The organism is Paeniglutamicibacter sp. MACA_103 (assembly GCF_045798555.1).
Classification (GTDB): domain Bacteria; phylum Actinomycetota; class Actinomycetes; order Actinomycetales; family Micrococcaceae; genus Paeniglutamicibacter.
The window spans coordinates 1-21,342 of sequence record NZ_JBIXLN010000028.1; the positions used below are offsets into that span (position 1 = coordinate 1).

Here is a 21,342-nt window from a genome sequence, read left to right on the forward strand (position 1 = left end):
CGAGCGCGTGATCATCCTGTCCTCCTCGCCGACCATCGTGCAGGAGGACATCGTGATCGACCTTCCGGCCGAACGCGACCAGCTCGAGACCCGCTCCCTGCCGCGCTTCACCGAGCTGCGCCACCACGTCTACGCGGAGATCCAGAAGGCCAAGCAGGGCCACCGCCCCGAGGAAGCCATCACCATGGTCGCCAAGTAGCACGACCCGCAATTTCCTTCGGGACACTGTTTGGTGGCCATCCCCACACGAGTGGAGATGGCCACCAAACAGTGTCCTTTGCCTTTGCCCTTACCTCGGCGACCGCCGTGTTTCAGCCGTTGAGCCGGTCGATGAGCTTCAGCCCGCGCTTTGCCCAAGCGATTTCCGCCTCGGCCTGGGACATCAGTCCCTCATAGGTGAAGAGCTTGTAGGCACGGGTCTTTTCGTGGTCGGCTTCCGGGGTGTGGGCCAGGCGGCGGTTGAGCATGGTGCTGGTGCCATCCTCGATTTCCTGCACGGTGTCCCGCCATTGTTCCAGCATGCCGGTGTGGTGTTCGATGTGTGCCCGCAGCTGCTCCCGGGCGGCCTCGGGTTCGGCCCACTCCAGGTAGGCGGCCTTGAGGTGGGCAGGGTCGCGGGTGCGCGCATATTCCAGTGGCGTGTTCATCCAGTTCCTGAACGCGGCCCTTCCTGCCGCGGTGACGTGGTACTGGCGCTTCTTGCCGCGCGGGCCCCAGGGAATGTCCTCGCCCTCGAGCAACCCCTCGGCTTCCATTCGCTTGAGTGCGGGATAAATCTGTGAGTCGGGGGCATGCCAGACGTGCCCGACCGAGGACTCGAACTTCTTGTGCAGGTCGTATCCAGTCATGGGCTCGACGACGAGCAGGGCCAGCAATGCATTGGGAAGACTCATGGCAACTTTCCGATACCTAGGTGTTGCCAATCACTATATCGGTAGTTAGTCTATGAGGAACGTCACTAACTATGTCGATAGGTAGTTATCTGCCGCATCGAAAGGAAATCCCATGACCGTCGTCGCCGCGACCAGCTCCACCACGAACAAGATCCTGCCCCACCCGCTCAATGCCTGGTATGTTGCCGCCTGGGACCACGAGGTCACCCGCAAGCCCATGTCCCGACGCATTGCCAACCGCCCGGTGGCGCTCTACCGCACCGAGGATGGAGGGATCGTGGCGCTGGCGGACGCGTGCTGGCACCGGCTGGCCCCGCTGTCCATGGGTAAGACCGTCGGCAAGGACGGGATCCAGTGCCCGTACCACGGCATCGTTTACAACTCGGCCGGCCGCTGCGTCTCCATGCCGGCCCAGGAAACCATCAACCCCTCGGCCACGGTTCCTTCGTTCCCCACCGTCGAGCGCTACCGCTATGTGTGGATCTGGATGGGCGACCCGACTCTGGCCGACCCGGACCTGGTGCCGGACATGCACCAGATGACCAGCGACGAGTGGGCGGGGGACGGGCTGACCATCCATGCGGCGTGCAACTACCAGCTGGTGCTGGACAACCTCATGGACCTGACCCACGAGGAGTTCGTCCACTCCTCCACGATCGGGCAGGAGGAGCTCAGCGAGTCCGACTTCGTCACCGTGCGCGAGGGCAACAAGGTCACGGTCACCCGCTGGATGCACAACATCGACGCCCCGCCATTCTGGTTGAAGAACATGCGCGACAAGTTCCCCGGGTTCGAGGGCAAGGTCGACCGCTGGCAGATCATCAACTTCGAGGCGCCCTCGACCATCAGCATCGACGTGGGCGTGGCCAAGGCCGGCACCGGCGCCCCGGAGGGCGACCGCAGCCAGGGCGTCAACGGCTTCGTCATGAACACCATCACCCCGGAAACCGACAGGTCCTCCCACTACTTCTGGGCCTTCATGCGCAATTACTGCCTGGACAGCCAGCTGATCACCACGCAGCTGCGCGACGGCGTGCACGGGGTCTTCGGCGAGGACGAGGAAATGCTCAAGGCCCAGCAGGCGGCCATCGACGCCAATCCCGACTACGAGTTCTACAACCTGAACATCGATGCCGGTGGCATGTGGGTGCGGCGGATCATCGAGTCCATGCTGGCCGCCGAGGGACGCCTGGCCGCCTCCGCCTAGCGGAGCGGAACACCGGACAGCAAGGAAAGCGGATTAGAACCATGGCAGCAACAAACATTGAAACCTGGCAATCGGCAACCGTCATCGAGGTTGTTCCGGTGGCCAAGGACATCGCACGCATCGTGCTCGAGCCCTCTCTGCCGACCAAGGCGGAACCGGGATCCCACATCGACCTCATGGTCGACATCAACGGGGAACCAACCAGACGCTCCTACTCGGTGGTGGAATCCACCAATGACGAAACTCGCCTGGTGATCAGCGTAATGAGGGCGCCGCTTTCGAGGGGCGGTTCGATCTTCATGCACGGGCTCGTGGCGGGACAGCGGCTGGAAATCACCCAGCCCCTGCAGAACTTCCCGCTGCGCGTGGGTGCGCAGCGCTACGTCCTGCTCGCCGGCGGCATCGGCATCACCGCCATCGCCAACATGGCCGCGGTGCTCAAGCGGCTCAAAGCCGATTACACGCTGGTGTATGTGGGGCGCAGCCGCGAGGCCATGGCGTACCTGGGCGAGCTGGCCGAAATGCACGGGGACCGGCTCGAGGTCCACGTCGATGACGAGGGAAGCTCCCTGAAGGTCCCCGAGTTGGTGGGCCGCGCAGATGCGGACACCGAGCTGTACATGTGCGGGCCCATCCGCCTCATGGACGCGGTGCGCCGCACCTGGGTCGAGAGCGAACTGGATCTGCCCAACCTGCGCTACGAGACCTTCGGCAACAGCGGATGGTACGACCCGGAGGAGTTCATCGTCAGGGTCCCGAAGCTCGACCTCGAGGTCACAGTCCCGCAGGGCCGCTCAATGCTCGAGGCCCTCGAGGACGCCGGGGCGGACATGATGTTCGACTGCCGCAAGGGCGAGTGCGGGCTTTGCGAGGTCCGCATCCTGCAACTCTCCGGCGCCATCGACCACCGCGACGTGTTCTATTCCGAACGCCAGCAGCGGCTCTCGACCAAGATGAACTGCTGCGTCTCGCGCGCCGTCACCTCGGCCACCGGCGCCCGGACCGACGCGGCCCATGCCGGGCCGGCCGTCATCACCATCGAACCGAACTAAACCCAACCCCGACCGACACATCGCCCCGAGGGCTCCCGACCGGAGCCCTCGGGCGATTTGTCGAGCCCAAATCACGGAAGAAAACCACCATGAACATCAGAGAACGTATCGATGCCTCGCCCATGTCACCTTTCCAGTGGGTGGTCGTCGGTGTCTGCACCTTCCTCAACGCCTTGGACGGATTCGACGTGTTGGCCATGGCCTTCACCGCCAACCGCGTCTCCACCGAATTCGGGCTCAGCGGCTCGCAGCTGGGCGTGCTGCTCAGCGCCGGACTCCTTGGCATGGCCGCCGGTTCCCTGTTCCTCGCACCCTTTGCCGATGTCTTCGGGCGTCGCCCGATGCTGCTGTTCACCACCGGGCTGGCCGCTGCCGGCATGTTCCTTTCCTCCACCGCGCACTCGGTGACCGAGTTGGGGATGTGGCGTGTGGTCACCGGGCTGGGCGTCGGCGGCATCCTGGCTTGCACCAACGTCATCACCAGCGAGTACTCCAACAAGCGCTGGCGCGGCATGGCCGTGAGCATCTACACCGCCGGTTACGGCGTGGGCGCCACGCTCGGCGGCATGGCCGCGGTATCACTACAGGCCTCTTACGGCTGGCGTGCGGTCTTCGTCTTTGGCGGCATCGCCACCACCGTTGCCTTCTTCCTGCTGCTGGCGGTCGTGCCCGAATCCGTGGACTTCCTTGTCACCAAGAGGCCGCCGCGTGCCGAGAAGCGACTCACTGCGCTGGCAAGCAAGCTTCGTCTTGGCTCGGATACCATACTGCTTCCCGGGCTCACCGGCCGTCCCGAGGCTCGTGGAGTGAAAGGCCAGCAGCTGACGGCACTGTTCTCGCCAGCCAACCGACGTGCCACCGGCCTCATCTGGGTGGCCTTCTTCGCAACCATGTTTGGCTTCTACTTCGTCAACAGCTGGACGCCGAAGCTGTTGGTGACCGCCGGCATGACCGAAAGCCAGGGGGTGGTCGGCGGGCTCATGCTCACCCTGGGCGGCACCTTCGGGTCGTTGCTCTTTGGCGCGCTGACCACCAAATGGCAAACGCGCAAGGTGCTGCTGGCCTTCACGGTGCTCTCCTCGATCACCATGGTGGTGTTCATTTCGGCGGTGGGCATCCTGGCACTCGCGTTTGCCATGGGAATCGTCGTGGGCATGCTTATCAACGGCTGCATCGCCGGCCTGTATACGTTGGCGCCAGCCTCCTATGCCCCGCAAACCCGCGGCACGGGCGTGGGCTGGGCCATCGGCATCGGGCGCTTCGGGGCAATCCTTGCCCCGTTGGCCGCCGGTGCGCTGCTGGATGCCGCCTGGAGCGCCGGGCAGCTCTACCTGGGTGTGGGCATCGTGGTACTGGTGGCCGCCGCCGCAATCGCGTTCATGCGTTCGCCGAAACTGGCCAATTCGAGCACCATCGTGGCCGCCGACGTGTTTGACTCGGCGGAAGGACGGTAGCGGTAGCCATTGTTCGCGCGCCGGTTCCGCGACGGGAACCCGGTATCGCCCAGAAAAGTCATCTGAAGCATCGATGCCCGGTGCGGACCACTTCGTCCGTACCGGGCATCGATGTTCTTGCGGGAATTCAGCGTTGAAGTGCAACACCGCTGTCACGGCGCAAGGGTTCGGATACCCGGGTTGGGCCATCCCCACCCATGTCCGTATCCAGGTTCTGGATGTCGGAGCCGGAACGGTCCTTCGAGTACAGCAGGGCAACCAGAGACATGGTCGAGAAGGACATCCACAACAGGGCGACCAGCCAGAGGTCGCCGCCACCGGCGATGACCAGTGCAGTGGCGATCATGGGCGTGAATCCGGCACCGAGCGTGGATGCCATTTGGTAGCCGATGGAGGTGCCCGAGTAGCGCACCGCCGTGGGGAAGAGCTCGCCGGCGAAGGCACCGTAGGGACCTGAGGTGAAGCCCTGGACGAGGCTCAGCCCCAGCACGATGGCCAGCATGAACGCCATCGTGTTGCCCATGTCGAGCAATGCCATGACGGGGAAGGCGAGGATGATGGCTCCAACGTTGCCCCAGATGAGGATCTTTCGCCGCCCCAGCCGGTCACTGAGCTTCGATGCGGTGATGATGGCCAGAACGGTGAAGACGCCGCCGATGGCCTTGATGTTCAGCACCTCGGTCTGGGCCAAGATGGCCTGCTGCACGGCGAAGGAGATCGCCCAGGCGCCCATGAGGCCCTGTGCCATCTGGCCGGAGAGTCCTGAAACCATGGCGATCAGCAGCGGCTTGCGGTGATCACGGAAGAGCTCTGCAACCGGGATGCGCTTCTTGGCCTTCTGCGAGGAAGCGGAAACCTCGGTGAAGATCTTGGACTCGGAAACCCGCATGCGGATGAAGATGGCCAACATCATGAGCACGGCCGAGAAAATGAACGGCACGCGCCATCCCCAGGCCAGGAACTGGGCCTTGGGCAGGGTGGACATGGCGGAGAGGATCAACGTGCCCAGGATGGTTCCTGCGGGTGCGCCCATGTAGGCGAAGGCCGAGGCGAAGCCGCGGGAGCTTTTCTTGGAGTTTTCGAAGGCCAGGAGCATCGCCCCGCCCCATTCCCCGCCCACGGCCAGCCCCTGGAAGATACGCAGCGAAACCAGCAGGATGGGCGCCCAGACGCCGATCTGGGCCGTGGTCGGCAGCAGCCCGATCAGGGTGGAAGCAATGCCCATGGCCAAGACCGTGGTGATCAGAATGGCCTTGCGCCCGATCTTGTCGCCCAGGTTGCCGAAGAGGAAAGCCCCCAGCGGCCTGGCAATGTAGCCCACCGCCAGAGTCCCGAAGGATACGAACAGCGCCGCATTTGGGTCGAGACCGGCAAAGAACACCTGGTTGAAGACGATCCCCGCGGCCGTGGCGTAAAGGATGAAATCGTAATACTCAACGGCCGTGCCCAGGAAGCTTGAGAACAGGATCCTGCGCATCTCCTTGGGGCTGGCGTGGTAAACAGTGCCTTCGGGGGCCGGGCTTCCTGCCGAGGAATGTCCGTTCTGACTCATGGCGACGTCCTTTCTGTGTTGGAAATGGATGTTAGCTATTGCTCGTGCTGGACGCGGATAGGGCCGCCGTGACGCGGGAGGCCGCGCCGAAGGGGATGATCTCGAGGTCGTCGGGGATCGAGAGAGCGCCGCCAAAAGTCGTTCGCGCTTCGGTCCAGGCTTCCGGTGGTGAGTAGCTGGGCACCAGATGGTGCAGCGCCAGGTGTGCGACACCTGCATCGGAGGCAATCTGACCGGCCTCCGCCGCCGTGGTGTGGGCGCGGCGGTGGTGATCCATGGTGGCCTGCAGCATTTGCGCGTCGGAGTACTGCGCGGCGAGGATGTCGAGGTTGATGGCCTCGTGCAGCAGCAGGTCAGTGCCCCGGGCGAGCGTGACCATGTTGGCGCACGGTGCGGTGTCCCCGGAGATGGTCACTGATCCGTGGGCCGTGTCAAACCGGAAGGCATAGGCGGGTGCGGTTGGGTGGTGGGAAACAAGGATCGCGGTCACTATGACGTTGCCGTCGCGGAAAACCTCGATTGGTTCCATTTCCGGAGCCACGTTGGTGTCGGGATCGAACCCTATTCCCTCGGGAAGGTTGATTTCCCTCGGATCGAACTGCGCCGCGGGGGAAACCGCCAGGGAGTCGAAGATTCGGTCGTTGCAATCGGTGGCGTAGGCGGACAGGATCCCTGAAACAAGGCCTTCGATGCCAGGGGTCGGACGATCGGGGGCGATGGGTTCGGGCACCGTGGTGGCCCGCGGAGACAGCGGCGGAAGTTTTCCCCGGTCGCCCGGCCCCACCACGGGAATCGGCCCGCGGGGGCTGTTCTTGAGTTCAAAGGCACCGAAGAGCAGTAGTGAGGGCAAGTCAACGGTGTGGTCTGAATGCATATGGGTGATGAAGATACCGCCCAGATTAGACATCGACAGGCCCGCCGCGTTCGCCTGCCGCCCGGCACCCTGGCCGCAATCGACCAGATACCAGGTCTCGCCGACGACCACGGCCGTGGCGATGCCAAAGCGCGGGGTTCCTTCGTGGTCCTTCCACCAGCGTGGGCCGCCGGCGGTGCCCAGGGTGACAACGTACGGAATCAGCTCGGCGTGTTCGGCGTCGGTCATGGTGGAGGTTCTCGCTTTCCGGCGTATGGGATGAGGCTTCGGCTTGGCAGGGCTTGCGGCCGGAACTTTGCGGGCCGATGCTTGCTTCATTCCATTTTGGTGTCGGCGGTCACATTTGACTAGCTATAATTACTGCATACGGTCATAAGGAGAGCTAATGAGTGAATTGACCCTGCGCCAACTCGAGTACTTCGCGGCAGTCGCCGAAACCCAGTCGGTCACCCACGCGGCGCGTCTTTGCCATGTCAGCCAAGGTGCGGTCAGCCTGGCGCTCGGGCAACTGGAACATGCCTTGGGCGTCACGCTCGCCATGCGCCAGCGCGGCCGCGGCATCGCACTCACGCCCGAGGGGCAGGAAGTGGCCACGCGCGCACGGTTCATCACAGAGCAGGTGGAGCGCCTGCGCGACGCCGTCTCCCAGGTGCATACCGGGCTCTCCGGCCGGTTGAGCATCGGGGTCTTCACGACGGTGGCCGTTCAGGTTGTCCCGCACCTCATCGAATGGTTTTGCACTCGCCATCCCGAGCTTCAGCTCTCATTCGTCGAGGGCAGCGGCCCCGAGATCCAGGAAGCTCTATTCGCCGGGCGCACGCAGCTGTCCGTAGGCTACGAGACCCAATTCGGGCAGGACTGCACTCTGGAAATGCTCCAGGAATTCCACAGAAAGGTCGTGGTGAGCCCTTCGCATCCGCTGGCCGAATTCGAGGAGATCAGCTTCGCCCAGCTGGCACGGTACCCGGCGGCCTTCCTGAACCTGGAGCCGGCACTGCAACACACGCTGGCGGAATTCCAGCGCCATGGTGTCACCGCGAACGTCGGCTGGCTTTTGGCCAATGTGCCGTCCATCCATTCGATCGTGGGCAGGGGATTGGCATACTCGCTGCTGATGCAACCGACGGAGAACAGCATGGAAAACCGACCGCTGGTATTCCGTCCCCTCTCCGATGAAACCCAGACCAACTCGTTGGTGGCTGCGGTGCCCACGGGCGTCAGTCGCAGTGCCATGGTGTCGGAAGCGCTGGCCGCCCTGCACGCCCAATGGCAGTGAGGCCGGTCGGGCAGGATGCTTACCGGATGGGAATCCGCCCGGGTAGTTGCCTGGGGTATCTGCCGTAGCGGGGCAGCGGCGCCCCGCAAGATTCTCCACGGAAAAGACCGGAGGCGGATCCTGATGGTCTACGGCTCGGGACCATGTCCGGACATTAGCTGTCCACCGTTCCTGAAAATGCAGGCAAGGAGTCCGCGGCGCCGCTGGAAGTCAGCCCATCCTGATGGACCGAACACCCAAAGCATGGTCGCTCCGGGCCGCTTTGCCGGTGCGGGCCAGGATCGAGGTTACGAGTTCATCGGGTGGCGGGTGAATCGGCAGCGCTGCAAGATAGGCTTCATGCGCACCGAGCGAGGCGACTGCGAGGTCCACCGACTGCTTGCTGACGGGTATGGCGTGGGTGTCTTGGGAACCGGCGACCAGCAGCAACGAGACTGCCCACGTTTCGGACCCCTCATCCGTGCGCTGGGTGCGAAACAGCCATGGGTTGTCGGCGTCACGGATTGCGTCCACGACGGCGAGCCCCGCAACCCTGTGGTCCACGTGGTTGATCCCCCACGGGGTCTCCAGGTCCCAAGTCATGGTCATGACCACATCGGGTTTGAACCGGCGGATGTGGCGGGCTATCCGCTCCCTCAGCGCAAGCCCGGGTTCCAGCAGCCCGTCGGGAAAATCCAGGATGGCTAGGTCGGCAACCCCCACGATTTCGCAGGCTCGCCTTTGCTCTTCGGCGCGCAGGGGACCCGCCGCGGCCGGGGCCAGGCTCCGTATCCCTGCTTCGCCCGACGTCAGCAAGAGGTATCCCACCTCGATTCCCTTGGAAGCCCACTCGGCCACGACGGCCGAGGCACCGTATTCCATGTCGTCGGGGTGCGCCACCACGCACAGCACGCGTTTGATGGCTGAATCGTCCAGGATCGGAAGCTGTCCAGCCGGTTCGAAATCCACTGGAACCTCGGAGTCGTTGCCCATTCCTTGAGTGTAGGGGCTTTGTGCACCGGCCGGGCGGTCGTCATGACCTCGGCCGGCAGTAGTCCGGGCCCCTGCCGGACCGCCACAGACAGCACGGCCAGCGCATGGCCGCTTCCGGAGGCGTGGGCACCATTGTTCATTAGGTACACAGAAATACACTAAGTACACAGAAGTACACAGCAGGTTTCATGGTTGAACGAATTCCAACGCAGAATCCTTTTCGGCCAACTGCCGGAGCCGAGCCGCCGCAGCTGATCGGCCGAGCCGGGCTGCTCGATGAATTCGCCTACGGTCTGCAGATCCAATCTTCCTCATCCAACTGGTTGGGTACCACTTGTGGCAGTCGTCCGAGGTGAAAGAGGGCCCCTGAACGAGGAGGGCATGGATCTGGCCTTGGCTGCCGTGCACCGAAGGAACACTCGCGTTGTACTGGCCACGGTGTCACCCAAGGACCTCGAGTTCCTGCGGGCCCAGCCACTTGGCACCCTTGGAAATGATGGCGATGTGGCTGATTCCGCCCAGCGGCATGAGTTTTCCTGTCCGTAGTCCGGAGGCGCCGATGGCACTCAATCCCCTTCGGTCATTGAGTGCCATCGGTCGGCGAAATTCAAGGACTCCCGGGGAAACGCGGGGTCATGGTTCCGTGACCGGTGCCAGTGCCCGGGCAATCCCGCGCGCCGCGGTCTGCAGTGCCATGACGGCGGCGGGCAACAGGTCGGATCCGAGGGGGACCACCACGGCGAGGACCGCCAGGGCATGCCCGCGCTCATCCAGGATCGGAACAGCGGCCCCGGTGGTGTCCGTGTCGATAAACCCGTCGAAGGTCGCGTAACCCGTGCGCCGGATCTCGGCCAGCTCGTGCCGCAGCCGGGGGTGCTGGCCGAGCATGGTTTCGCCGTGGCGTCCCAAATAGCCCTCCAGAACATTGGCGGGGGAGTAGGCCAGCAAGGCCATGCCCATGGAAGTCAGGTGCACCGGCATGCGGCCGGCGACATTGGCCTGGTTGACCACCGAGCCGGGGCGGGAAAGCCGCTCGATGACCAGCACGTCGTCCTCGTGCAGCACCGCCAGCTGCGTGTTTTGTCCCACCAGCTGGTTGATGTCCTCCATGAAGGGCAGCGCCGCCTGGCGCAGGTTCAGCGTGGAGGCACTTCGGTTGGCCAGCTCCCACAGCCGCAGGCCCAGTCGCACCTGGCCGTCGGAATCGCGTGCCAGCAGGCCGTGCGACACCAGGTTCTCCAACAGCCGATAAGTGGTCGCCCGGGGCACATCGGCACGGCGGGCGAGCGCATTGACCGTCAGTGTGGGATTTTGCGCGTCAAAGGCATCCAGGATCCGCACGAGGCGGTCCAGCATCGAGTCCCCGCTCGGAGAATTGGCCATGAAACCACTGTAGAACAGTCGGCCTGATCCATTTGCCCCGGGGGATTCCGGAGGACCGGCATCGGCCATCGCGGGTGTGTCCGGGTTCCCCGCATCGCCAATCAGGGTCGGCTGCGCGGTCGGTGGAGATTAAGGTTACCGCGAGCAATCTTCCGGATTCGGGCGGACAAAGCCTACGATGAGCAAAGCAGGCATTCAGGTGCAACAGGTCCTTCCGAACCCGCTTCCTACCGTTTGACTAGCGGTTCCCCGACTCGTGGACGGACGTGTGGCAGCACCTGGTCCACAGAGCAAAGGAGAACCACGTGGCCGAGCCAGAAGACGCCGGGAAACAGTTGCACGAACGCCCCGAGTCCATGCCGGAGCGAAGCCGCTTCGGCGTCAGCGGGCGGCGCAAGGACCCGGTCGCCGAGGAATTCCGTGCACCGATCACCAGCACCGAGCTGAGCAAGGGGCCTTCCGAGCTCGTCGAGCACCCCGGTCCCACGGTCAACTGGCGCGTCTTCCTCATCGCCGCGGGCATCATCCTCGCCTTCTCCATCTGGGCCATCATCGTCCCGGACAACGCCGCCGCCACCATGCGCTCGATGGTTTCCTGGATCTCCATCAACCTGGGCTGGTTCTACGTCGTGACGGTCACCCTGGTGGTGCTCTTCGTCCTCTGGGTGGCCTTCTCCAAGGAGGGCAGTGTCAGGCTGGGGCCGGACCATTCGCGCCCGCAGTACAACCTCTTCACCTGGGTCGCGATGCTCTTTGCCGCCGGCGTGGGCATCGACATGCTCTTTTACTCGGTGACCGGACCCATCACCCAATTCATCGCCCCGCCCTCCGTCGACGCCGAGTCGGCCGCCGCAGCCCAGGACGCGGTGGTGTGGACGATGTTCCACTACGGCATCGCCGGCTGGTCCATGTACGCGCTGCTGGGCATGGCGATGGGCTACTTCGCCTACCGCTGGGGCATGCCGCTGTCGATCCGCGCAGCCCTCTACCCCCTGCTGGGCAAACGGGTGCGCGGGGTGACGGGCGATGTCATCGACATCTTCGCCCTGGTCGGCACCGTGTTCGGCGTGGCGACCTCGATGGGCATCGGCGTGGTGCTGCTGAACGTCGGCTTCTCCTGGCTCTTTGGCCTGCCCGAGGGCCTGGCCCTGCAGATCGCCCTGGTGCTGGTGGCCGTCATCATGACCATCGCGGCCTGCACCTCCGGGGTGGACAAGGGCATCCGGCTGGTCTCCGAGCTGAACCTCTGGTCGGCCGCGGCGATGATGCTCTACATCCTGATCACCGGCAAGACCTCCTTCCTGCTCACCGCCCTGGTGGAGAACATCGGGCGCTTCATCTTCACCCTGCCCGAGCGCACGCTGCAGACCTTCGCCTACGAGGACGGCGGAGCCGAGTGGATGGGCAGCTGGACCCTCTTCTTCTGGGCGTTCTGGCTGGCCTGGGGCCCGTTCGTCGGCCTCTTCCTGGCCCGCATCTCGCGCGGCCGCACGCTGCGCGAATTCGTCATTGCCGCGATCACCGCCCCGGTGCTCTGCGACTTCTTCATCGTCTCGATCTTCGGCAACAGCGCGATGAACGAGGTGCTCGGCGGCAACACGGAGTTCGCGGACATGGCGATCAACAGTCCCGAACACGGCTGGTACGCGCTGCTGGAGATGTTCCCCGGCGCCCCCTTCCTCATCGGCCTGGCCACTCTCTCCGGCCTGCTCTTCTACCTGACCAGCGCCAACTCCGGCGCGATGGTCATGTCCAACTTTTCCTCCTCGATCCCCGATCCCTCCCAGGACGGCGCCAAGTGGCTGCGCATCTTCTGGGCGCTGGTCACCGCGGTGCTGACCGTGGCGATGCTGATCGCCGGCGGGGTGACGACCATGGAGCACGCGACGCTGATCTTCGCGCTGCCGGTGACGATCATCGCCTACCTGGTCATGGCCTCCTTCTCCAAGGTGCTGCGGATGGAGCGGGCCGAGCGCGAGGGCACGGTCATGCGGCGCCGCACGGCCGCCGCGCACGGCGGTGCCGCGCCGGAGAAGTCCTGGCGCCAGCGCCTGGGGCAGCTGCGCGCCTACCCGTCCAACAAGGCGGTGGCCCAGTTCGTGGACAAGGTCATCCACCCGGCACTGGTGGACGTGAAGGAGGAATTCCGGGAGCTGGGCTACGACGCGGAGCTGACTTCCACGCCCAACGCCACCACCCACATCGAAGAGCACACCCTGGTGGTCCACATGCACGACCACCGCAACTTCCACTACCAGGTGGCGGCCGTCGAGGCGCCGGTTCCCGCGTTCGGCGCACGCACCGTGGCCCGCGAGGTCGACGTCTACTACCGCCTCGAGGTCTTCACCCAGACCGGCACCGAGGGCTACGACCTGATGGGGCTGGGCAAGGAGCAGGTCATCAACGACGTGCTGGACCGCTACGAGGCGCACCTGTCCTTCCTGCAGTACTCCTCCGAGCACGACTATGCCTCGATGCTCACGCCGCCGCGCCCGGCCACCGGCATGATCCCGCAGATCGACGAAGACCTGGACCATGAGGAAGGCAAGGGCAGGGAGTAGACTCTGCCGCACCCCGGCCCGGCGGGCCGGGGTGTTCCCATGTGGTCGCAAGAGCGTCTCCCGGTGGAGGTCGCGAACCGTCGGCGCACTGCAATCCTTCCCAAACCCTTGATGGGAGCCGGGCCACCTGATAAAGTTCATTTAGTGAACAAGCGTTCGCGATGCGAACAAATTGACCAGGAAGCCAGGACCCACACCATGAAGCAGGCGTACCTCTACGACGCGATCCGCACCCCCTTCGGCAAGATCGGCGGAAGCCTTTCCTCGCACCGCCCCGATGACCTGGCCGCGCACGTGGTCCGCGAACTCGTCGCCCGTGCACCGCAACTGGACCCGGCTTCCATCGACGAATCGATCTTCGGCAACGCAAACGGAGCCGGCGAGGAAAACCGCAACGTCGCCCGCATGGCCACCCTGCTGGCCGGACTGCCCACCTCGCTGCCCGGCACCACCATGAACCGCCTCTGCGGTTCCTCGCTGGACGCCGCCATCGCCGCCTCCCGCCAGGTCAACACCGACGATGCCGACCTGGTCCTCGTCGGTGGCGTCGAATCCATGAGCCGCGCCCCGTGGGTGCTGCCCAAGACCGAACGCCCCTTCCCGATGGCCAACCTCGAACTGGCCAACACCACCCTGGGCTGGCGCCTGGTCAACCCGGCCATGCCCAAGGAATGGACAGTGTCCCTGGGCGAGGCCACCGAACAGCTGCGCGAAAAGTACGAGGTCACCCGCGAAGACCAGGACGAATTCGCAGCTCTCTCACACAAGCTTGCAGCCGACGCCTGGGCCAACGGCAAGTACTCGAACCTCGTGGTCTCCGTGCCCCCGGCCAACAAGCGCGGCACCGAGGTGACCATGGATGAAACCATCCGCCCTGGCTCCACCGCCGAAACCCTCGCCGGGCTGCGTCCGGTCTTCCGCGACGCCGCCACCGGAACCGTCACCGCCGGAAACGCCTCGCCGATGAACGACGGCGCATCTGCCGCCTTCATTGGCTCCGAACGCGGCGGCGAGCTGCTGGGAGCGGCCCCGCTGGCCCGCATCGCCGGCCGTGCCTCCTCGGCCCTTGACCCGCAGTACTTCGGCTTCGCGCCGGTGGAAGCCGCCAACAAGGCCCTGGCCAAGGCCGGGATCTCCTGGTCGGACGTCGCCGCGGTCGAGCTCAACGAGGCCTTCGCCGCCCAGTCGCTGGCCTGCGTGCGCGCCTGGGACATCGATCAGAACATCGTCAACGCCTGGGGCGGCGCACTGTCCATCGGCCACCCGCTGGGTGCCTCCGGCCTGCGCATCCTGGGCACCCTCGCCCGCCGCCTGCAGGAGAACAACCAGCGCTGGGGCGTTGCCGCGATCTGCATCGGCGTCGGCCAGGGCCTGGCAGTCGTCCTGGAAAACCCGAACGCCACCGCCTAAGCACCCTCGGGGGATCTTGTTCCCCCTCGCCCACACCCTCAAAGATCTAGGAGAGAACAACCCATGGCACCACGTATTGCCACCTCCGCCGCGGAAGCCGTCTCCGGCATCCAGGACGGCGCCACCGTGCTCATTGGAGGGTTCGGCAACGCCGGCCAGCCGATGGAACTGATCGATGCCCTGATGGACTGCGGCGCCACGAACCTCACGGTCGTGAACAACAACGCCGGCCAGGCCGACGCCGGCCTGGCCCTGCTCATCAAGGAACGCCGGGTCAAGAAGGTCATCTGCTCCTTCCCGCGCCAGTCCGACTCATGGCACTTCGATGAGGCCTACCGCGCCGGGGAGATCGAGCTTGAGCTGGTCCCGCAGGGCAACCTGGCCGAGCGCATCCGCGCCGCCGGCGCCGGCATCGGTGGCTTCTTCACCCCCACCGGCTACGGCACCATGCTGGCCGAGGGCAAGGAAACCCGCGTCATCGACGGCAAGGGCTACGTGCTCGAGACCCCGATCAGCGCCGACTTTGCCATCATCAAGGCGCTGCGCGCCGATACGCTGGGCAACCTGGTCTACCGCAAGACCGCCCGCAACTTCGGACCGATCATGGCCACCGCCGCGAAGCAGTCCATCGTGCAGGTTTCCGAGATCGTTCCCGCCGGCCAGATCGACCCCGAAAACGTGGTCACCTCCGGCATCTTCGTCGACACCCTCGTCACCATTGGAGGCACCAAGTAATGAGCGCGTTCACCACCACCGACGCGGCACTGACCCGCGACGAGATGGCAAGCCTGGTCGCCGCCGACATCCCGGCCGGCGCCTTCGTGAACCTGGGCATCGGCCAGCCGACCAACGTGTCCAACTTCCTCACCGCGGAACAGGGCGTCACCCTGCACACCGAGAACGGGATGCTGGGCATGGGCCCGGTCGCCACGGGCGATGACATCGACGAGGACCTGATCAACGCCGGCAAGATCCCGGTCACCGAGCTGCCCGGCGCCAGCTACTTCCACCACGCCGACTCGTTCGCGATGATGCGCGGCGGCCACTTGGACGTCTGCGTGCTCGGGGCCTTCCAGGTCTCCGGCGCCGGCGACCTGGCCAACTGGCACACCGGCGCACCGGGCGCGATCCCGGCCGTTGGCGGCGCCATGGACCTGGCCATCGGCGCGAAGCAGACCTGGGTCATGATGGGCCTGTTCACCAAGACCGGCGAGTCCAAGCTCGTCGAGGCCCTGTCCTACCCGGTCACCGGGCTGGGCTGCGTCTCGCGCATCTACACCGAGTCGGCCATCTTCGAGCTCGCCGATTCCACGGTCACCGTGCGCTCCACCCACGGCATCACCTTCGAGGAGCTCGCCGAGCGCCTGCCCGTTGAATTGGTGAAGGCCGCGTAGGCAGTAGATTTGTGGGTGCGGCTTGGGGTCTTTGGCCCGGGGCCGCACCCGTTGCCCGCGCACGGAGAAGCGCGGGCACAGTCATTTACGGCCACGTTACAACACAGGAGTTCAACGCGATGAGTCAGGAAACCGGTACCCCGGCGACGGGCGGTTCCGCCTCGGTCCAGTCCCTGGCCCGCGGCCTGGACGTCATCTGCGCCTTCGACGCCGAACACCCCTCGATGACCCTGAGCGACGTGGCCAAGCGCACCAACCTTTCCCGCGCCACCGCCCGCCGGTTCCTGCTCACCCTGCAGGAATTGGGCTACGTGCGCGGGGACGGGAAGTTCTTCGAACTCACCAGCAAGGTCCTGCAGCTGGGCTATTCATATCTTTCCAGCGCCACGCTTCCGCAGCTGATGGAGCCGGTGCTGGAGGAGCTTTCCTCGCAGGTCCACGAGTCGGCCTCCGCCTCGGTCCTCGAGGGCAGCGACATCCTCTACATCGCCAGGGTGCACACCCGCTCGATCATGCGCGTGGGGATCTCGGTGGGAACCAGGTTCCCCGCGGCCAACACCTCGATGGGCAGGGTGCTGCTGGCCTACCAGGCACCCGGCGTGCTTCAGAAGCTGCTGGCCGAGGGCGTCAGCGCCCCGACCGGGCACGGGATCAACACCGTGGCCGAGCTGGGGTCGGAACTGGACCGCGTGCGTGCCCAGGGCTACGCGATCGTGGACCAGGAACTGGAGATCGGGCTGCGTTCGGTCGCCGTCCCGGTGTTCAGCCCCGACGGCAGCATCGCCGCTGCCATGAACGTGTCCATGAGCGTGGGCCCGGCGTCGCACACCGGCGCGCAGGAAGCCGCCGATGCGGTGCTGCCGGCACTGCAGCAGGCCGCGGCGCAGGTCCAGGACGCGCTGGCCGCCAGCCGCTGACGATTCGGCTCATAACATCCCGAGCCTCTGCGACAGCGTTGAACGGGAGCGCACGAGGAAAGCATGCCTCGGCCTCATGAACGGCAGGTGACATCCCCTCATACTGGGTCGCGGCAATGCACACAGCATCTCCCGCGATCACTCCTTCGGGCGACATCGATACCGGGGTCCAGAACGGAATCATCTTGTCGCTGTCATTGCTTTCTGGAACACCGTCGATCGGTAGACCACCATGACCACGCTGGACTACGACGGCAAGGCCACGAACGCGAGCCACAGCCGCAAAACCAAGGGGCGCGAACTCAACGATGAAACCGCCCCCTTCACCGGAGCCGGGCGAGGGCTGCACGGTTCGAAGTCAGCGAAAGCGTCGCTAATTCCCACAGAATAAGGATTCGCCAAAACGATACCCAGGAGGGTGGAAGCTGTCTCGTCGACCAAGGTTGAGAGGTAGCGGCCACCCTCCGTCGTCGTGTCTCAGTGCCCAGAACGTGCAGAACGCGAGCCGGCTGAAGTCAATTCAAGTCGCGTCCTTGCGTTGCCCGTGCCTTGGCTCGTATCCCCGAGGAGGTCCGGCGATCCAGGACCGAGAGACCGACTAGTGCGGCGATGACGGCTACTGCCAGGGACAACGGCAGCTGGGTGGCGTGCGAAACGACTGCACCGGCCAAAGCCGTTCCTGCCGAGCCGGCAGTGATCTTGAGGGCACCAACCCATACGAAGACTTGGCCTCGTGCCTCCGGCGGTGCATATTCGCTGCGGGCAGCCAGGGTTGCGGCGAAGAAGTACGAGTTCATGATCCCGGCCAAGGAATAGGCGACCACTGCGGTAGGGAAGCTTCCGGCAAATGCCGCTCCGGCCAGGGTCATGCCTACCCCGGCAGCAAGCCACGTCATCAACCGGTCGGCGTCGCTCCGCATCGGCCGGAGCATCACCCCTGCCGAACCGGCCAGGCCACCTAAACCATAGGCCGCGGCAAGGACGCCTGCCGCGGCAGGTTCGACGGCGAAGTCGCCCGTGGAAGCCACGGCCGTGATGGGCAGCACCGCAACCGACAGGGCAACCACAACCGTCATATAGAGAGTCCGGCGCAACGGACCGTTCGAGCACATCATCACCAGGGTCCGTCCCGGGTGGGGGACTTCCGAGGCTGCGGCAGCGGGTGGGGAATATGGCAGGAGCCTGATGACCGCTGCCGCGACAAACGTGGCCGCGGCCAGCATCAGCGCTGCCACCGCCGGACCCGACCACGCCGAAACCACCGCGACAAGGGAGGGCGCGATCGTACCGCCCAGACCATAGGTGGCCACGTCCCAGCCCTGGGCCCGGCGCTGGCTGGATCTGTCGGGCCCCGCGATGGCCGGCAGTCGGCTGCTGATGCCCCCGGTCAGCAGGGGGCCGACCAGTCCGGAAGCAATCAGAAGTATTCCGGTGATGACGGGCCAGGTCACCGGATACAGCAGTACGGCTGCCGCAAGCGTCACCCCGTGGGCCATGCACGCCAGTGCGATCACGGAGCGGCCGTCGCGGGCGGTGTCAAGGATTCTTGCAACAAAGGGTCCGAGTAGATGCGGAGCGGTAATGCAGGCACCAAGAACGCCGGCCAGCCATCCCGGCGACCCACTCATCGTCACCATAAGGACGATGGCAATCACCGCGCCCCCATCCGCGCTGCGGGCCAAGGTGGCTGCGATGACATAGCGGGCCAGGCCGCCGCGCACGTCGGTGCCGCCGTCGGAGGTGCGGGCAGAGACGCTACGGCCCTGAAAACTCATCCGGCATACCCCCAAATATGGCCACATTCATGAAGAAGTCTCCCTCTGCCCCCTCCAAGCTGGACCACGGCGGCGGGCAAAGGGCCTTGGCCCTCGCACCGTGAAGGTCCTCCATGCCGATGCAGCCACCGGACCAAGGATTCCTGCGGCACGGCCCGAGGCATGGGTTCACGCCTCCAATCCGCACCGGCGAATTGCGTCCGCGACCTTCAGGCGGCCTTCACCGTCCAGACCGCGAAGCGGCAACGGCAAGCTTGACGGCGAAATCAGCCCCAAGTCCTCCGCAATGGCTGCGGTAACGCGCAGACTGCCATACATGCGGAAAAGCGACCATACCGGCTCGAGATTCGCCGACGCTTCACCCGCCAGATTCCCGCGGCCAGCCAACGCATGGTCAGCAATCACCTTGGCCCTGCCGGGAAGCACGCCTGCGATCACCGAGTACCAGGCGTCACAGCCGGCAAGCAGCGATTCGGCAGCGGCCCCGTCGCCGCTGACACCCACAGAAGTACGTTCCGGAAGAAGCGAACGCAACTCCGCCACGCGTGCAGAAGCCTGCCCCTGCTGGGGAGGCGGGATTTTGATGGAGGCAACCGCCGGAATGCCGGCAATGCGCGAATACAGCTCATCGGAAAAGGTGAATCCGGTGGTCCCCGGGTTGTCGTAGACGACGATAGGTACGGAAGAGGCCCCCGAAACGTCTTGGTACAGGCCGAACACTTCTTCCTCCGACAAACGTTGGTACGACACCGGCGCCAGCAGCAAGGCCGAGGCCCCTGCCGCCTGCGCATCCTCAACGTGCGCAAGGACATCGCGCGTGCGCACGGCGCCCACCCCGGCAATGATCGGGACCCCGTCGGCGGCACCGACGGCGCCCTCGAGCACGGCACGGCGTTCATCCCGGGACAAGTACGCATAGTTCCCGGTGGAGCCGAGCACGCCCAGCGAGTTCACGCCCGCTCCCGCAGCTCGCGACACCAACTTCGCAACGGCCTTCACGTCAATGCGGTCATCAACAACCGGCGTGAGGGGAAAAGCACAGAGACCGTCAAACATGAGTCCTTCTTTCAACCGGCTGCGGACTGCCCAAAGTGGAGCAGCGCATGAACATTTGATTCCGGTGTCCATCGTGGCACCCCATTTGGTCCTACACTAGGTCCAAGAAAGTTCAATTCTGGAGGTCCATATGGGAGAGATCGAGCTGCCGCTCACACTCGACAGGAATGATCCGAGTCCACTGACCGCCCAACTGGCCGGCCAACTCCGCAAGGCCATCCTCCGTGGGCTGCTCCGGCCGGACCACACGCTTCCGGCAACACGCAGGATGGCTTCCGAGCTCGGCATTTCACGCGGCGTGGTGGTCCGGGCGTTTGAGCAGTTGGCCGGCGAGGGATTCCTTGAAAGCCACGGTGCCGGTGGAACCCGGGTGGCGATCCGCCCGGACGTTCAACACGCTTCCGCCAAGGAACGCCCGGTTCCGCACATCCAGGACAGCAGGCCGATCATCGATCTCACGCCGGGACGTCCTTCGGGCACACCGTTCAAGGACCGTCAGTGGCACACCGCCTGGCGCAAGGCGGTATCCGAACAGGGAACCACGCATCTGCCCCCGGCTCTTGGCACCGACGCCCTGCGGAAGGCAGTCGCCGGGCACCTGGCCGTATCCCGGGGACTGGACGTCGGACCCGAAGACGTCATCATTACGGCAGGAACAAGCGACGCCTTGCATCTGGCAGTGGCCTCCCTCCGAAGCCGCAGGGAGCATCCACGCATACTCGTCGAGGATCCGGGGTATCCCACGGCGCGACGGGTCATGGCCGCTGCCGGTGCCGTGGTGGAAACAGTGCCCATCGATGAAGACGGACTGAGGGTTTCCCAGCTGGCCACCCTTGAACGGCTGCCGGACGCCATGCTGATCACCCCGAGCCACCAGTACCCACTCGGCGGACGGATGCCTGTCCAGGAACGGCTGGATCTTCTGAATTGGGCAGCCAAAAATGGTGTGCTCGTCCTCGAAGACGACTATGACAGCGAATTCCGCCACCGCCGGATGCCCCTGCCCGCCATTGCCTCACTTCCATCCAAGGCCGATGTTGCGCTATTGGGGACCTTTTCCAAAACCCTCAGTCCCTGGCTGCGCTGCGGCTACCTCGTGGTCCGCGGGGAATCAGGCCAGGTGCTGAAGGCCATGCGCGAAGACCTCGACACACCGGTCCCCGGCATCATGCAATCGGCCCTGGCCCACTACATCCAGGCCGGGGGCCTCTCCCGGCATATCACCCGGGCCCGCCGCGAGTACTCACACCGCCGGGCCCTGCTCCTGGAACGCCTCGGTGCCCGCCCGGATGTCCGCATTTCCGCCCTCGACGGAGGGCTCCACGCGGTCCTGCATTTCCAAGGAAGGGACGCCCGGCAATTGGCCGACGAGGCCCTTCGCCGGGGAGTCCGCATGGCCACACTGGCCGCCTACTATGTCGACCGCCGGCCCGAAAACGGCCTGGTGATCGGTTACGGCGCCCCCAGCGACCTTCAGCTCACCAAGGCCCTTGACATCATCGCCGAACTGCTTGACGGATGCTGACCGCTGCAACCCAACGCCTTCCGCAAGTCCAGCACCCGGCG

At 65.1% G+C, this 21,342-nt stretch carries 19 protein-coding genes and 1 pseudogene; 12 read left to right on the forward strand and 8 right to left on the reverse strand.

Annotation, left to right across the window (positions count from 1 at the left end; translation table 11 throughout):
• Positions 1-199, forward strand: a pseudogene (locus tag ACIPVK_RS13810) (ABC transporter ATP-binding protein); the annotation flags it as partial.
• A gap of 112 nt (positions 200-311) precedes the next feature.
• On the opposite strand, the gene ACIPVK_RS13815 reads toward ACIPVK_RS13810, so the two are convergent.
• Entirely contained in the window at positions 312-893 is a 582-nt protein-coding gene (locus ACIPVK_RS13815; protein WP_407612556.1) for a PadR family transcriptional regulator, read from the reverse strand.
• Between the two features lie 112 nt (positions 894-1,005).
• Here ACIPVK_RS13815 and ACIPVK_RS13820 point away from each other — a divergent pair, with 112 nt between their 5' ends.
• From ACIPVK_RS13820 to ACIPVK_RS13830, 3 genes are all read left to right on the forward strand, one after another.
• On the forward strand, positions 1,006-2,100 hold the full coding sequence (locus ACIPVK_RS13820; RefSeq protein ID WP_407612557.1) for an aromatic ring-hydroxylating dioxygenase subunit alpha: 1,095 nt from the start codon (positions 1,006-1,008) through the stop codon (positions 2,098-2,100).
• A gap of 41 nt (positions 2,101-2,141) precedes the next feature.
• Positions 2,142-3,152 (forward strand): PDR/VanB family oxidoreductase, encoded by a 1,011-nt coding sequence (locus ACIPVK_RS13825; protein ID WP_407612558.1) that lies wholly within the window; start codon positions 2,142-2,144, stop codon positions 3,150-3,152.
• Positions 3,153-3,241: 89 nt separating this feature from the next.
• A complete protein-coding gene (locus ACIPVK_RS13830) occupies positions 3,242-4,606 on the forward strand; it encodes an MFS transporter (RefSeq protein ID WP_407612559.1) in 1,365 nt (454 codons plus the stop codon).
• A 127-nt stretch (positions 4,607-4,733) separates the two neighbouring features.
• Here the strand turns inward: ACIPVK_RS13830 and ACIPVK_RS13835 are convergent, their stop codons facing one another.
• Positions 4,734-6,158: an MFS transporter gene (locus ACIPVK_RS13835; RefSeq protein ID WP_407612560.1), complete on the reverse strand. Its 1,425-nt coding sequence runs from the start codon at positions 6,156-6,158 to the stop codon at positions 4,734-4,736.
• A 31-nt stretch (positions 6,159-6,189) separates the two neighbouring features.
• Entirely contained in the window at positions 6,190-7,260 is a 1,071-nt protein-coding gene (locus ACIPVK_RS13840; RefSeq protein ID WP_407612561.1) for an MBL fold metallo-hydrolase, read from the reverse strand.
• A gap of 157 nt (positions 7,261-7,417) precedes the next feature.
• On the opposite strand from ACIPVK_RS13840, the gene ACIPVK_RS13845 reads away from it, so the two are divergent.
• Positions 7,418-8,308 (forward strand): LysR family transcriptional regulator, encoded by an 891-nt coding sequence (locus ACIPVK_RS13845; protein ID WP_407612562.1) that lies wholly within the window; start codon positions 7,418-7,420, stop codon positions 8,306-8,308.
• Positions 8,309-8,518: 210 nt separating this feature from the next.
• Here the strand turns inward: ACIPVK_RS13845 and ACIPVK_RS13850 are convergent, their stop codons facing one another.
• The 3 genes from ACIPVK_RS13850 to ACIPVK_RS13860 form a co-directional block, all read right to left on the reverse strand.
• The gene (locus tag ACIPVK_RS13850) at positions 8,519-9,256 is read right to left on the reverse strand and encodes a PIG-L deacetylase family protein (RefSeq protein WP_407612563.1); all 738 of its coding nucleotides are present in this window, start codon (positions 9,254-9,256) and stop codon (positions 8,519-8,521) included.
• 465 nt (positions 9,257-9,721) lie between these two features.
• Positions 9,722-9,874 carry a hypothetical protein gene (locus ACIPVK_RS13855; protein WP_407612564.1) on the reverse strand — a complete coding sequence of 51 codons (153 nt, stop codon included), beginning with the start codon at positions 9,872-9,874 and terminating at the stop codon, positions 9,722-9,724.
• A gap of 39 nt (positions 9,875-9,913) precedes the next feature.
• Complete coding sequence (locus tag ACIPVK_RS13860; RefSeq protein ID WP_407612565.1) at positions 9,914-10,663, reverse strand: IclR family transcriptional regulator; 750 nt, start codon at positions 10,661-10,663, stop codon at positions 9,914-9,916.
• Between the two features lie 356 nt (positions 10,664-11,019).
• Here ACIPVK_RS13860 and betT point away from each other — a divergent pair, with 356 nt between their 5' ends.
• The 6 genes from betT to ACIPVK_RS13890 all read left to right on the forward strand — a co-directional run bounded on the left by betT (position 11,020) and on the right by ACIPVK_RS13890 (position 17,336).
• On the forward strand, positions 11,020-13,224 hold the full coding sequence (gene betT, locus ACIPVK_RS13865; protein WP_407612611.1) for a choline BCCT transporter BetT: 2,205 nt from the start codon (positions 11,020-11,022) through the stop codon (positions 13,222-13,224).
• A 198-nt stretch (positions 13,225-13,422) separates the two neighbouring features.
• Positions 13,423-14,634 carry a thiolase family protein gene (locus tag ACIPVK_RS13870; RefSeq protein WP_407612566.1) on the forward strand — a complete coding sequence of 404 codons (1,212 nt, stop codon included), beginning with the start codon at positions 13,423-13,425 and terminating at the stop codon, positions 14,632-14,634.
• Between the two features lie 63 nt (positions 14,635-14,697).
• Positions 14,698-15,369: a 3-oxoacid CoA-transferase subunit A gene (locus tag ACIPVK_RS13875; RefSeq protein ID WP_407612567.1), complete on the forward strand. Its 672-nt coding sequence runs from the start codon at positions 14,698-14,700 to the stop codon at positions 15,367-15,369.
• Positions 15,369-16,028: a 3-oxoacid CoA-transferase subunit B gene (locus tag ACIPVK_RS13880; RefSeq protein ID WP_407612568.1), complete on the forward strand. Its 660-nt coding sequence runs from the start codon at positions 15,369-15,371 to the stop codon at positions 16,026-16,028. Before ACIPVK_RS13875 ends, ACIPVK_RS13880 begins: the two co-directional genes overlap by 1 nt.
• 119 nt (positions 16,029-16,147) lie before the next feature.
• Entirely contained in the window at positions 16,148-16,945 is a 798-nt protein-coding gene (locus ACIPVK_RS13885; RefSeq protein WP_407612569.1) for an IclR family transcriptional regulator C-terminal domain-containing protein, read from the forward strand.
• A gap of 232 nt (positions 16,946-17,177) precedes the next feature.
• Positions 17,178-17,336, forward strand: coding sequence for a hypothetical protein (locus ACIPVK_RS13890; RefSeq protein WP_407612570.1), 159 nt, complete (start codon positions 17,178-17,180; stop codon positions 17,334-17,336).
• 124 nt (positions 17,337-17,460) lie between these two features.
• Here ACIPVK_RS13890 and ACIPVK_RS13895 read toward each other — a convergent pair whose 3' ends face one another.
• Both ACIPVK_RS13895 and ACIPVK_RS13900 read right to left on the reverse strand, forming a co-directional pair.
• Positions 17,461-18,720 carry an MFS transporter gene (locus tag ACIPVK_RS13895; protein WP_407612571.1) on the reverse strand — a complete coding sequence of 420 codons (1,260 nt, stop codon included), beginning with the start codon at positions 18,718-18,720 and terminating at the stop codon, positions 17,461-17,463.
• A 168-nt stretch (positions 18,721-18,888) separates the two neighbouring features.
• Positions 18,889-19,776, reverse strand: coding sequence for a dihydrodipicolinate synthase family protein (locus ACIPVK_RS13900; protein WP_407612572.1), 888 nt, complete (start codon positions 19,774-19,776; stop codon positions 18,889-18,891).
• Between the two features lie 130 nt (positions 19,777-19,906).
• Between ACIPVK_RS13900 and ACIPVK_RS13905 the strand changes: the two genes are divergently transcribed.
• Positions 19,907-21,301 carry a PLP-dependent aminotransferase family protein gene (locus ACIPVK_RS13905; protein WP_407612573.1) on the forward strand — a complete coding sequence of 465 codons (1,395 nt, stop codon included), beginning with the start codon at positions 19,907-19,909 and terminating at the stop codon, positions 21,299-21,301.
• The last annotated feature ends 41 nt before the right edge of the window (positions 21,302-21,342 follow it).